This window comes from uncultured Pelagimonas sp. (assembly GCF_947498515.1).
Lineage (GTDB): Bacteria > Pseudomonadota > Alphaproteobacteria > Rhodobacterales > Rhodobacteraceae > Pelagimonas.
In genome coordinates, this window is sequence record NZ_CANMKO010000006.1 from 146,472 (window position 1) to 159,211 (window position 12,740).

10 protein-coding genes and 1 tRNA gene are annotated in these 12,740 nt (G+C 56.1%); 4 read left to right on the forward strand and 7 right to left on the reverse strand.

Translation table 11 applies throughout. From position 1 onward, the window contains the following. Positions 1 to 35: 35 nt before the first annotated feature. Entirely contained in the window at positions 36 to 2,324 is a 2,289-nt protein-coding gene (rnr, locus tag Q1A43_RS12910) for a ribonuclease R (protein ID WP_299935775.1), read from the forward strand. Positions 2,325 to 2,405: 81 nt separating this feature from the next. Further along, positions 2,406 to 3,104 (forward strand): YafY family protein, encoded by a 699-nt coding sequence (locus Q1A43_RS12915; protein ID WP_299926657.1) that lies wholly within the window; start codon positions 2,406 to 2,408, stop codon positions 3,102 to 3,104. 6 nt (positions 3,105 to 3,110) lie between these two features. Here the strand turns inward: Q1A43_RS12915 and Q1A43_RS12920 are convergent, their stop codons facing one another. From Q1A43_RS12920 to Q1A43_RS12945, 6 genes are all read right to left on the reverse strand, one after another. Beyond that, positions 3,111 to 3,566: a hypothetical protein gene (locus Q1A43_RS12920; RefSeq protein WP_299935777.1), complete on the reverse strand. Its 456-nt coding sequence runs from the start codon at positions 3,564 to 3,566 to the stop codon at positions 3,111 to 3,113. Between the two features lie 29 nt (positions 3,567 to 3,595). Then, positions 3,596 to 4,078 (reverse strand): RNA pyrophosphohydrolase, encoded by a 483-nt coding sequence (locus Q1A43_RS12925; protein ID WP_299935779.1) that lies wholly within the window; start codon positions 4,076 to 4,078, stop codon positions 3,596 to 3,598. 150 nt (positions 4,079 to 4,228) lie between these two features. After that, positions 4,229 to 5,566 carry a S41 family peptidase gene (locus tag Q1A43_RS12930; protein WP_299926666.1) on the reverse strand — a complete coding sequence of 446 codons (1,338 nt, stop codon included), beginning with the start codon at positions 5,564 to 5,566 and terminating at the stop codon, positions 4,229 to 4,231. A gap of 6 nt (positions 5,567 to 5,572) precedes the next feature. Beyond that, the gene (locus Q1A43_RS12935) at positions 5,573 to 6,688 is read right to left on the reverse strand and encodes a peptidase M23 (protein WP_299935782.1); all 1,116 of its coding nucleotides are present in this window, start codon (positions 6,686 to 6,688) and stop codon (positions 5,573 to 5,575) included. Continuing rightward, entirely contained in the window at positions 6,685 to 8,193 is a 1,509-nt protein-coding gene (gene gpmI, locus Q1A43_RS12940; protein WP_299935785.1) for a 2,3-bisphosphoglycerate-independent phosphoglycerate mutase, read from the reverse strand. The genes Q1A43_RS12935 and gpmI overlap by 4 nt, the downstream gene beginning before the upstream one ends. Positions 8,194 to 8,303: 110 nt before the next feature. Further along, a complete protein-coding gene (locus Q1A43_RS12945) occupies positions 8,304 to 9,233 on the reverse strand; it encodes a carbohydrate kinase (protein ID WP_299935787.1) in 930 nt (309 codons plus the stop codon). A 184-nt stretch (positions 9,234 to 9,417) separates the two neighbouring features. Between Q1A43_RS12945 and Q1A43_RS12950 the strand changes: the two genes are divergently transcribed. After that, positions 9,418 to 11,346, forward strand: coding sequence for a PAS domain-containing protein (locus Q1A43_RS12950; protein WP_299935789.1), 1,929 nt, complete (start codon positions 9,418 to 9,420; stop codon positions 11,344 to 11,346). Between the two features lie 79 nt (positions 11,347 to 11,425). On the opposite strand, the gene Q1A43_RS12955 is transcribed toward Q1A43_RS12950, so the two are convergent. Next, a tRNA-Leu gene (locus tag Q1A43_RS12955) sits at positions 11,426 to 11,512 on the reverse strand. Between the two features lie 149 nt (positions 11,513 to 11,661). Between Q1A43_RS12955 and Q1A43_RS12960 the strand changes: the two genes are divergently transcribed. Beyond that, entirely contained in the window at positions 11,662 to 12,645 is a 984-nt protein-coding gene (locus Q1A43_RS12960; RefSeq protein ID WP_299935791.1) for a complex I NDUFA9 subunit family protein, read from the forward strand. The last annotated feature ends 95 nt before the right edge of the window (positions 12,646 to 12,740 follow it).

The window sequence follows — 12,740 nt, forward strand, 5'->3', positions numbered from 1 at the left end:
CATGACGCTGTTGGCAACCCGTGTTACGGGAAAGCATGAGCAAGCTGCCAACAAAACCCGAGATCCTAGATTGGATCAGCGAAAACCCGACCCTCACCTCGAAACGCGACATTTCCAAAGCGTTTGGGATAAAAGGGGCCGCCCGGATTGACCTCAAACGCCTATTAAAGGAGTTGGAGGCCGAAGGTCATTTGCAAAAGCGCAAAAAGACCTATCAAGACCCTGATCGCTTGCCCCCGGTGAGCGTCCTTCAGATGTTGGCGCCAAACAAAGATGGCGATCTCTTTGCACGACCGTTGGAATGGCACGGCGAAGGTGTGGAACCGATCGTACTCTATGTGCCGCGCCCCTCTGATCCGGCCTTGGGCGAAGGCGATCGTATTTTGGCACGGCTTCAGGTCGTGCATGAAGAAGACCACAATTACGAAGCCAGGCTGATCCGCAGCATTGGAACCAGCCCGCGCAAAGTTGTTGGTATCTTTCGCAAAGGGGCCGAAGGCGGGCGGATCATGCCCATCGATAAAGGCAATGACAAAGAGTGGCTTGTTCCAAGTGATGCAACCGGCGGTGCCAAGGATGGCGAGCTGGTTGAGGCAGAGCAGGCCGGGCCCAAAGGGCGGATGGGCCTTCCCAAGGCTCGGATTGTCATGCGTTTGGGGGACCCGACCGAACCGCGCGCCGTTTCGTTGATTGCGATCCACCAACATGGCATCCCCGACGACTTTCCCCAAAATGTGCTTGAGGAAGCCGATAGCATGAAGCCTGCCGGGCTTGCCGGACGCACCGATTTGCGCGACATGCCCTTGGTTACCATCGATCCATCCGACGCCCGTGATCACGACGATGCGGTTTACGCCCAAGCCGACGAAGACCCGAACAATAAAGGCGGACATATCGTTTGGGTCGCTATCGCCGATGTGTCCCACTATGTGCGCCCTGGATCGCGGCTCGACAATGAGGCCCGCAAACGCGGCAACTCAAGCTACTTCCCGGACCGTGTCGTTCCGATGTTGCCTGACCGCCTGTCCGGCGACCTGTGTAGCCTTCACGAAGGGGTGCCACGCGCCTGTCTGGCCGTTCGCATGGTCTTGGACGCCGACGGCAACAAGCTGTCACACGAATTTCTACGCGGTTTGATGCGGTCGCCCGCTTCCTTGAACTATCAAGAAGTCCAAGCCGCCATGGATGGCGCGCCCAACGAGCGGACTGAAGAGCTCATTCATCCGGTCATTCGCCCGCTCTATGCGGCCTACGCGGCGCTCAAATCTGCACGCGAACGCCGCCAGCCGCTCGACCTTGATTTGCCCGAACGCAAGATCGTTTTGGGCGAGGATGGCAAAGTCACCTCGGTCGATTTCACTGAACGTCTCGACGCACACAAGATGATCGAAGAGTTCATGGTTTTGGCCAATGTCGCCGCCGCCGAGACGTTGATTGCCAAGGACACACCGCTTTTGTTCCGCGTGCACGAAGAGCCGCCAGTGGACAAGCTCGACTCGCTTCGAGAAACTGCTCAGAGCGCCGGGTTGATTCTGGCCAAAGGGCAGGTTTTGAAAACCCGGCACCTCAACAAATTGTTGCATGATGCCGCCGGTACAGAAGAAGCCGAGCTCATCAATCTCTCGACCCTGCGGTCGATGACACAAGCCTATTACAGTCCGAAAAACTTTGGGCATTTCGGTTTGGCGTTAATGAACTACGCACATTTCACCTCGCCGATCCGGCGCTATTCCGATCTGATCGTGCATCGCGCTTTGATTACGGCACATGGCTGGGGCGATGACGGGTTGTCACCGGTTGATATCGAAACGCTTGAGACCACGTCGCAACATATTTCCGACACGGAACGCCGCTCGATGATGGCCGAACGGGACACAACCGATCGCTACCTTGCCGCCTTTCTAAGCGATCGTATGGGGGCCGAATTTACCGGGCGTATTTCCGGCATCGCCAAATTTGGCGTCTTTGTAAAACTGGACGAAACCGGTGCCGATGGGCTTGTCCCGATCTCGACCCTTGGCAACGAGTATTTCGATTTTGACCGCGAGGCGGGCACCTTGATGGGCACGAAAACCGGTCGGATTATTGGTTTGGGTATGCGTGCCAAAGTTAAGTTGATTGAAGCCGCCCCCGTCACCGGTGGCATCGCCTTTGAAATGCTTGAGCTTGAAGGCGATGAGATGGAGCGCGGCTCTGGTGGGCGCATGCGGCGCGGCTATGGACGCGGGCGGAGTAAATCCGGACCTTCGCCACGACGCAAAGCCACCAAGTCCAAGATCAAAACCGCCAAGACCAAGCGCAAGGTGTCCCGCAAACGCAAGTGATCTTCACAAATTTCGGGGGACGGTACTCAAACGCTCCGCCCCCTGTCAGTTTTTGACAGCACGTGGCAGTATGTATCTCTCATGTCTCGTACCGAACGCCTTTTTCAGTTGATGGATACGCTGCGCCGCCTGCCGCCCCCTGTGACGGCCGGGCAATTGGCGCAAGAAACCGGCGTGTCTGAGCGCACCCTGTACCGCGACATTGACTCGTTGCGTGGCCTTGGTGCGGTGATCGACGGGGCCGCCGGTTTTGGGTATACCTTGATAGAAGATGCCCATCTCCCGCCACTTAGTTTCGATGACGAGGAGCTTGAGGCGCTTGTTGTTGGATTGCGAGAGGTCAGAGCCGTCGGCGACCCGGCCTTGGCTCAGGCCGCCTCACGCGCCATGGCGCGCCTCAAAGCGCGGCTGCCCGACAAACAAGCGCACCGGTTGAAACATGCGGTTCTAACGGCACACAGGTTTTTCCCAACTCCGGCCCCCGGTATTGATGCCAGCGCGTTGCGCAAGGCCTGTTGGGAAGAAAAACAAGTGGTTTTTGACTATACGGACCGCAACGGTGCCCCGACCCAGCGTGAGGTCAAACCGCTCTCGATCATCTTTTTTGAGCAGAGCCATTGTTTGGTTGCGGAATGCCAGCTGCGACAAGCATTTCGCACTTTTCGGCTTGATCGTATGTCAAACTTGGATGTCACCTCCCGGTCTTTTCGGCCACATCGGGTGGGGCTTCTGCGCGAGGCGCTAAAGCGGTTTACCGGCGAGATCGACAATCAGGGGTAAGTCGCTCTAATCGTCGTCTTCGGGCTGGCAATACCCACCTCGAAAACACCGCTGCAAAGCATCTAGGGTTTTGCGGCGCGGTTCGGGGAATAGCCAGCTTTCGCAAGGATCGGAAATGGCAATATGGCGACCGTTTTCGCGTTTGATAAACACCAAATACTGCCGCCCCGAATCTGGGTGTCCGCACCAAGAGCCAAAGCACTGGATGCGTAATGTCACATGACCTTGAAACGGGTCTTCGAACCCGTCGACCCCAAGGGAGTTCCCGACAAGTTGCGCCCGCAACTCGACATCGTCATGACCACCATCTGACACCGCAGGAGGCAAACGGCTTTCGTCGAAATCCAATCGCCCGACGACCGCGCCCCAACGATCCTCTGACGCATTGGCTTCAATGTAACTTCGTACGGCATCTGGTTTCAGACAGCTAAGCGCCAACGCTGGGTGTGCAAACCCGAGCATAACCAAAATCGCCGTACAAAGCCTTTGCATTACAAATATCCCTTAAAGGCGGTCATAACCTGCTCATAGACACCACGTTTGAAAGGAACAATTTGCTCCAACACCTCATCCGCAGCCAACCAACACCATTTTGAAAACTCGGGATGCTCAACATCAATGTTGATGTGATCGTCGCGACCGTGAAAGCGCAAAAGGAACCATTTCTGCTCTTGCCCTTTGAACCGGCCCTTCCAGATTTTCGGGACAATATCATGGGGTAGATCATAGGCGATCCAACCATCGGTCTGTGCCTCAATCGTCACAAGATCGGCGGACACACCGGTTTCTTCCTCAAGCTCACGCAGGGCGGCGGTTTGTGGGTCTTCGCCTTTATCGATCCCGCCTTGGGGCATTTGCCAGGCGGGCACCTCGCTATCCAAACGCTGCCCTACCCACGCATGCCCATCGGCATTCACAAGCATAACCCCAACATTTTGACGATAGGGGAGTTTGGCAATTTCTTCGGGCGTCATGGGCGTCTCTTTTCTACTGCGTTTGTGCGAAATACCGGCATGGCAGATGTGTCATACCGCAAAGGGCTTTCCAACAGGTTGCCATGACGCCGCCAAACAAAAAAGGCGAGGTTTCCCCCGCCTTTTGAACCGTGTCCAAAGAATGGATGATTATTTCGCGTCGCCCAACGCCGACAAACCACGCAGAATGTCGATGGCATAGGCCAACTGGTAGTCATCTTCGCGTAGCTTGGCCGCGGCTTCGGCCTTTTCGCGGTCTTCTTCGATTTGGCGAATTTCATCTTCGCTCAGCGAGTCATTGTCCAAACGCCCGCGCAAATCCGCTTCGGAGCGGGAGAAGCGGTTGCTAGTTTCTTCTTCTTCCTCGGTCTCGGGCTTGCGGCGGGGCTGTTCTACCACCACGTCTGGCGACACGCCCAGCGCTTGGATCGAACGACCCGATGGGGTGTAATAGCGCGCTGTGGTCAGGCGCATCGCGCCTTCGCCGCGCAAGGGCATAACGGTTTGAACGGAGCCCTTACCAAAGCTTTTGGTGCCCACAACAATGCCGCGACGGTGATCTTGCAAAGCACCCGCGACGATTTCCGACGCCGAGGCCGAGCCGCCATTGATCAAAACAACCAAAGGCTTGCCATCGGCGAGATCGCCGGGGGTTGCGTTGAACCGCTCTCCATCCGCCGGATTACGGCCACGCGTCGATACGATTTCACCGGCCTCAAGGAAGGCATCAGAAACGCGGATCGCTTGGGTCAAAAGACCACCGGGGTTGTTGCGTAGATCAAGAACAAAGCCGTTCACATTGTCCATGCCACCGGCTTCTTCGACCTGCTTGGCAAGGCCGTCGGACAGGTTCGGAAATGTCTGGTCGTTAAACGTTGTCACCCGCAATACGACTGTCTTGCCCTCAAGACGCGAGCGCACAGCGGTCAGTTTGATGGTGTCGCGAATGATCGACACGTCAAAGGGCTCTTCCTCGCCTTCGCGGACAACGGTGATGATGATTTCCGAGCCAACGGGGCCACGCATCAAATCAACCGCTTCGTCCAATTTCAGACCAAGAACAGATTCACCATCAACATGGGTGATGAAATCGCCCGCTTCCATACCGGCGGCATCCGCAGGGGTGCCATCAATCGGGGAAACAACTTTGACGAAACCGTCTTCTTGGGTAACCTCGATACCAAGCCCACCAAATTCACCACGCGTCTGAACGCGCATGTCTTCGGCATCTTGAGGCGGCAAATAGCTTGAATGCGGGTCAAGCGAGGTCAACATGCCATTGATCGCCGCTTCGATCAGGTCCGCTTCGTCCACTTCGGACACATATTGCGCCCGGATGCGTTCAAAGATGTCACCGAAAAGATCGAGCTGTTCATAGACGCTTGCAGGGCGGTCGGCCTCTTGGGCCAGAAGTGGGCCAACAAATTGTGTGGTCGCGACCACCGAGGCCAATGTGCCACCAAGCGCGGCCATGACGAATTTTTTCATTCTCAATTATCCCTTGTCGGTTGCGAACCACAAAAGTGGATCGACGGGCGCATCGCCCTCTCTTACCTCTATATAGAGCGTTTCAGAGCGCTCGGCGCCACCCCCTTCACTCGAAGGTGACGAATTATTCATCTGCATCGTGCCGCCCATGGTGCCAACCGGGCTGCCTTCTGGCAAAACTTGGCCGATTTCACCATAAACCGCATCCAACCCGGCCAAAACAAGCAAAAGGTCGGCTTGTGGTTCAAGAATGGTCACCAAACCGTAGTCAAGCAGCGGTCCGTTGTAGCGAATGGTGGCGGCAACCGGCGTAGTCACCAAGGCCTGCGGCTGGGTCGCGACGACGATACCGGGGCGCGTGACCCCCGCCGCATCGGATTCGCCCGCCTGACGCAAAATCACGCCACGCACGGGCAATTGCAAAAGCCCCATTCGGTCATCGATCCGTGTCGTCGTTATCGGGGCATCGTCTTCGGAGATTTGAGTAAGCCCCGATGCAAACCCCTGAAGCGTTTCCGTGGCTGAAATCAGAATCGCGGTTTTGATTGGGTCTTCGGTGAAACGACGCGGCAAATCGGTTCTATCGGCAATGGCTTTGGAAAGGGCGGTCCGGGCATCTTGCACCCCACCCAACCCCTTTTCGAGGGTCTGAGCCGCGTTTTGCTGAAGCTCTCGCAGGGCGCTGACCTCTTCAAGGTCTGCGCGCAATTCTGACGCCTGCTGCGCCAGTCCGGGTGTGACCGACGCCACCAACATACCTGAGCGCGCCATGCCCAGAGGTCCTTGGGGGTGCAAAAGAGTTTTCGGTTCCGCCACACCACCCATTGCCGTCAAAACACCTAGCAATTGCTGAATCTCTGCCTCTTGTGACTCGAGCTTGAGGCTCAGCTCGGTTTCACGAATAGCAGCGGCGCGAAGCCCTTCGCGCATGGCAGCAAGGCCATCTTCATAGGCGCGCACGGTTTCCGTCAACGCCTTGACACGATCCCGTGCACTTTCCGCCTGATCCAAGCCAATGGACGCTGCATCTAACGCATCGGCGGCGGCGCGGGCCCCGGCCCCGCCATCCTGAGCAAACAGCGGCGTGGCACAGAGGCAAAAGATCAGCGCGAGGCGTTTCACTTGATCAGGCTCTCCCCTGTCATTTCGTCCGGTTTCGCAAGGCCCATAACCTGCAACAGGGTCGGCGCAACATCGGCCAAACGGCCCGCTTTCAACTCCGCCCCTTCAGGACCACCAAACAACACGACGGGCACCAAATTAGTGGTGTGCGCCGTGTGCGGCCCGCCGGTTTCAGGATCGACCATGGTTTCGCAATTGCCGTGATCGGCAATAACCAGCATCGCGCCACCTTTTTCTTCAAGCTTAGCAACGACCTGCCCCAAACCGGCATCCACCGCTTCGCAAGCCTTGATCGCCGCATCAAGATCACCAGTATGGCCCACCATATCCGGGTTGGCGTAGTTCACAACAATCAGGTCATAGCCATGATCAATGGCACCAAGGAACTGCTCGGTCACTTCGCCGGCGCTCATTTCGGGCTGCATATCATAGGTCGCCACCTTGGGCGATTTGGGCATGAAGCGGTCTTCGTTGACCTCTGGCACCTCAACACCTCCGTTCAAAAAGAACGTCACATGCGGATATTTTTCAGTCTCGGCCAAACGGAATTGCGTCTTGCCTTGCTCGGCCACCCAATGGCCTAGGGTATTGGTGATTTCACGCTTTGGATAGGCGGTGGTCATATAGCCGTTGTGCGCATCGGAATATTCGACCATCCCCAAAAGTGCCGACAACTCTGGCGCTTTTCGTTCAAAGCCATCAAACTTCGACGCCCCAATGGCCGCCAAAATCTCGCGCGCGCGATCCGAGCGGAAATTTAAGCAAAAGAACCCGTCCCCAGCTTGAACACCGGCGTAATCGCCGATCACAGTTGCGGGTATGAACTCATCTGTCACGTCCTTGGCGTAGTTTTGTGTGACCGCGGTGACAGCATCATTCGCCGCCTCGCCCTGCCCCAAAACCATTGCATTATAGGCGGTTTCAACACGTTCCCAGCGGTTATCCCGATCCATCGCATAATATCGACCGGTAACCGTGCCAATCAACGCGCCCATAGGCAGACCATCCACCAAGTCACTCATGAACACCTTGGCCGAACTTGGCGCAACGTCGCGCCCATCGGTCACCGCATGGAAAACCACCTCAACACCTTGATCTAGGATCGCTTGGATCGCGGCTTTGATATGGTTGATATGGCCGTGGACGCCGCCATCGGAGACAAGCCCCATAAGATGCGCCCGCCCGCCTGCTGCTTTGACCTTGGTCGCGAAATCGACAACTGCGGCATTGGTGAAAAACGAACCATCTTCGATCGCCAGATCAATCTGGCCCAAATCCATCGCCACAACCCGACCCGCGCCGATGTTCGTATGCCCCACCTCAGAGTTCCCCATCTGCCCGGTCGGCAGGCCAACATCAGGCCCATGCGTGATGAGCGTGGCGTTGGGGCAGGTTGCCATCAACCGGTCCATTGTTGGCGTTTTGGCCAAATAGGGGGCGTTGGCAGCGGTGTCATCGGACAGGCCCCAACCGTCGAGGATGGTCAAGATTACGGGTTTGGTCATGAAATAGGCCCTTGCATACGGGGAGTTGAGCGCTGTTTAGCAGCCCCAGCGCAAGATGCGAAGGGGGCCGCGTGCAACAACGTGATAACGGCTTGTTTTTGCTTCTAAGCCTACGAAAGTTCGTGCGCCCACGGTGGATTGGCACCGGCGCGCGACACGGTCACCGCGGCAACCTTGGCCCCATGGGCAAGCGCCGCTTTGGCTTGATCGCCGGTCATGCCCTTGAGCGCCGCTTTTGAAAGCAAGCCCAGCTCGGACAGCTTGGCCAAAACACCGGCGTTGAAAGTGTCGCCCGCGCCGACCGTATCAACAACCTGTACCTTTTCGACCGGAACAGAAACTTGCGAGCCATCGGCAAGATAGCCAGACGCGCCATCCCCGCCGCGCGTTACGATGATCATAGCCGCCCCACGGTTCAAAAGCGTTGCGACCTTTGCGTCCAACCCGGCGTCGCCCGGCACAATCCAATCTAGGTCTTCATCCGACACTTTGATAATGTCACATTTGGCAAGCATCTTGTCCAAACGGGTGCGATAGCGGGCCTCGTCTTGGATGAAACCGGGGCGAATGTTTGGGTCAATCATCACGGCACGCGTGTCACCATTACGCTGCAAAAGGTCCGCATAGGCATCGGCACCCGGCTCACAAGCTAGGCTGATACCACCAAAATAAAGCGTGTCTATCTCGTCGGTCAGATCCGGCATGTCGTGCGGCTGAAGCATACGCCCTGCGGAGTTTTCGTCGTAAAAATCATAGGTTGCGTGACCATCACGCAGTTGCACAAAGGCCAAAGTGGTCGGGCGAGCGGCCTTGATCACCAGATGTGTGTCGACCTTGCTTGCCTCTAAATCCGCTTTGAGCTGTTGCCCAAACATATCCGTCGACAGCCCCGTCAGCATCGCCACCTCTGTCCCCAAGCGCCCCAGAGCCACCGCCGTATTGAAAATCGCGCCGCCAGTATGCGGGACGAAACCGTCGCGTTGTGTGTTTGTTGGCGTTGGGATCATGTCGATCAACGCTTCGCCACAGCACAAGATCATGGCAAAATCCTTTCGGGAATGTTTCCGCTAACAGTGCCAATACCGACCTGCTTATCCATGCGTCAAGAGGGCGACGGCACTCGGCAATTGGTATTTATATAAGTGATTGTTGACCACGACTTTTTTACCCGGCACACTTTTCAAGATAAATTCAGGTCTTGAGACTTGGATACGGGAGGTTCCGATGCCATCAAATCTCTCTGATTTAGAGTTCATCCAAGCGCTGTGCGAAGATGGCGGCTTACGACTGTCCGACACTTTTAGCGAGGCGGGCATTGGCCTCTTGCATCTTGACCTGGCAACTCGAGACATCAGTTTCAGCCGGAGCTTGGCGGAACGTTTGGGGTTGGATACCGGCGGGCATTCATCACAGTTGGATGTGCGCCAAATGTTTGTTCATCCCGACGACCACTGGATGCCGGAACCGGCGATGATCGCCCATATTGAACACGGCCAACCCTATGAAACTCTTATGCGTTTCAAACATGCGAATGGTCAGTATCTGTATTGCCGCACAATCGCCAAAGCTTTCTTTGATGCCGACGGCAAGCCGGACAAAATGATTGGGATTGTGCGCGAAGTTGATGCGCATGAACGTGGAAAAGAGGCGATGCGTCGGGCTGAACGCATGGTCAAATTGGGAAATTGGCATCAAAGTTTGACCACTGGAAAGACCACATGGTCCGAAGGCATGTTTATCATCCACGGGGTTGTGCCCGGCACAATGGACGTGTCCGAAGATTGGGTGTTTGACCAGTTTTTTGCCGAAGATCGTCCGCGTGTCCGCGATGAAATCTCAAATGCAATTGCGCGGGCCTCTCCGTTTGAATTTCGCGCCCGCATTTCGACTCCGAATGACGAAGTCCTGACCCTTCACATTGTTGGCGATGTCGAAATCGGCGCTAAGGGCGAGGTGGTGGCCTATTATGGCGTTGCCCGCGACATCACCCATGAGCTGCAGCGTGAAACCCTTTTGATTCAGTCGCAGAAAGCCGAATCAATCGGCAACATGGCGGGCGGCGTCGCCCATGACTTCAACAATCATTTGGCCGTGATCCTTGGCAATCTGGAATTGATGCAGGAAGAAACCGACGATCCGGTTTTGCAGCGTCACATCAAAACCTGCATCAATGCCGCCACCAACGGCGCGGAACTGACAAAAAATATGCTTAGCTTTGCGCGCAAAGCTCCGCTTGTCCCGCAGCTCCTCGACATCAATCAGGTGGTGAAAAACACCGATCAATGGGCCCGGCGCACTCTCCCTGCGACGATCTCAACAGAAGTTTCGTTGCAAGCAGGACTATGGAAAACCGAGGTCGACAGAAGCTCGGCCGAAAGCGCCCTGCTCAACCTTATTTTGAATGCACGCGACGCGATGCCGGACGGCGGCAAGCTGACTATCGAAACCTCGAACATGCGCATCGACGATGACTTCATTCACAACCGCAACGAAGATCTTCAACCCGGCCGTTATGTGATGCTGTCTGTCAGTGACACGGGTCACGGCATTCCGGAATCGATGCTCAACTCCATTTTCGACCCGTTTTTCACCACAAAAGAACCGGGCAAGGGCACCGGTCTTGGGCTTTCTATGGTGATGGGTTTCATGAAGCAATCCAACGGCACCCTACGTGTCTATTCCGAAGTCGGAACCGGCACCACATTCAATGCCTATTTCAAAGCTGCCTATACCGCCGAGGCGGACCAGCCGGCCCCAACCATCACCCTGGTCGGTGAGCAAACAAAAGACCGTCGCATCCTTGTTGCAGAGGATGAAACAGGTGTGGCCGACATCTTGCTGCGCACTCTGAGCAATGCCGGGTACAAGGTGACACTGGCGGAAAACGGCGACGTGGCCAAAGCGATCTTTGAAAAAGACCCGCATTTCGATCTGCTTCTGACTGACATCGTGATGCCCGGCACCCTACAGGGAAGCGCATTGGCGAAAGAGCTACGTGCGATTCGTGGCGATCTGCCCGTGGTCTTTATGTCAGGCTATGCAAATGAGGCTATGGTGCATGGTAACGGCCTGCGCCCAGAAGACATCCGGTTAATGAAACCCGTGCGACGGCGCGATTTGTTGGCGGCGCTTGAAAAGGCATTGAACAAGTGACTGCACTTAAAACGGACCACCCGTTGTGGCACCAAAACAAGCATCTGATTGAAAAAGGAAATTGACCATCGGAGGATGATGGTGCCCAGAAGAGGACTCGAACCTCCACGGCCTTGCGGCCACTGGCACCTGAAGCCAGCGCGTCTACCAATTCCGCCATCTGGGCACGGTTGGTGGAGCGCGGTTTAAGCGTGTCACCCTAGGGTGTCAACAATCTTTTTGAAAGAAACCTCCGCGCGGCAATCCTACACCTTGTAGGGGCGGCCCAAGGCCGGTATTCCTGCGGCCAAGCTCGCATGCATGAGGAGAGACCCAATGCCAAAACTCGTCACCATTTTCGGCGGAGCGGGATTCCTGGGGCGGTATATCGCCCGACGCATGGCAAAAGAAGGGTGGCGCGTTCGCGTTGCCGTTCGCCGTCCGAACGAGGCGCTTCATGTGCGCCCTTATGGCGTTGTTGGCCAAGTGGAACCTGTTTTTTGCAACATTCGCGATGATGCCAGCGTGCGCGCCGCCATGGATGGTGCAGATGCGGTTGTGAACTGCGTCGGCACCTTCGACAAATCCGGCAAAAACAATTTTGACGCGGTCCATGTTGATGGTGCGGGTCGCATTGCACGAATCGCCACCGAGTTGGGTGTCAGTCAGATGACCCATATTTCGGCCATCGGTGCCGATGCCGGATCAAGCAGCCTATATGCCAAGACCAAAGCCCGCGGCGAAGAAGCGGTATTGGCGCATAAACCAGACGCCATCATCCTTCGCCCATCGGTTTTGTTTGGTACCGAGGATCAATTCTTTAATCGGTTCAGCACCATCTGCCGGTACTCGATGATCTTGCCGCTTGTCGGTGGAAACACCAAATTCCAGCCGGTTTATGTCGATGACGTCGCCAAAGCCGCTGCTCAAGCTTGCCTTGGCCAAGTGGACGCAGGAATTTATGAGCTTGGCGGCCCAGATGTTCGGACCTTCCGTGGCCTCATGGAGGACATGCTCGAAATTATCCATCGTCGGCGTCTTATCGTGAACATGCCATTTTGGCTGGGTACGATCATTGCACCGATATCCGAAGTGGTTGGCAAGCTGTCACTTGGCTTGGTCCCCGCTCAGATCACCAGTGATCAGGTGCGCAGCCTAAAGACCGACAATGTCGTCTCTGAAGGAGCCCAAGGTTTTGAAGCCTTGGGAATCACTCCAACCGCCTATGAACTCATTCTGCCGGAATACCTTTGGCGCTTCCGCCCTACGGGTCAGTTTGACGCCATCAAGGATTCGGCCAAAAACCTACGCACGCAGTAAGAATTGATCGGGGCAATACCCCCGCAAACGCCAATGGGCTCCATCCGCTGGATGGGGCCTTTTTCTTGCCAAAGACGCTCCAAAGCCCGGCCCAT

Bases quoted from the DNA above. Each gene is read 5' to 3' on its own strand.
- rnr (WP_299935775.1), top strand. From the start codon at position 36: ATGAGCAAGCTGCCAACAAAACCCGAGATCCTAGATTGGATCAGCGAA.
- Q1A43_RS12915 (WP_299926657.1), top strand. From the start codon at position 2,406: ATGTCTCGTACCGAACGCCTTTTTCAGTTGATGGATACGCTGCGCCGC.
- Q1A43_RS12920 (WP_299935777.1), bottom strand. From the start codon at position 3,566: ATGCTCGGGTTTGCACACCCAGCGTTGGCGCTTAGCTGTCTGAAACCA.
- Q1A43_RS12925 (WP_299935779.1), bottom strand. From the start codon at position 4,078: ATGACGCCCGAAGAAATTGCCAAACTCCCCTATCGTCAAAATGTTGGG.
- Q1A43_RS12930 (WP_299926666.1), bottom strand. From the start codon at position 5,566: ATGAAAAAATTCGTCATGGCCGCGCTTGGTGGCACATTGGCCTCGGTG.
- gpmI (WP_299935785.1), bottom strand. From the start codon at position 8,193: ATGACCAAACCCGTAATCTTGACCATCCTCGACGGTTGGGGCCTGTCC.
- Q1A43_RS12945 (WP_299935787.1), bottom strand. From the start codon at position 9,233: ATGATCTTGTGCTGTGGCGAAGCGTTGATCGACATGATCCCAACGCCA.
- Q1A43_RS12950 (WP_299935789.1), top strand. From the start codon at position 9,418: ATGCCATCAAATCTCTCTGATTTAGAGTTCATCCAAGCGCTGTGCGAA.
- Q1A43_RS12960 (WP_299935791.1), top strand. From the start codon at position 11,662: ATGCCAAAACTCGTCACCATTTTCGGCGGAGCGGGATTCCTGGGGCGG.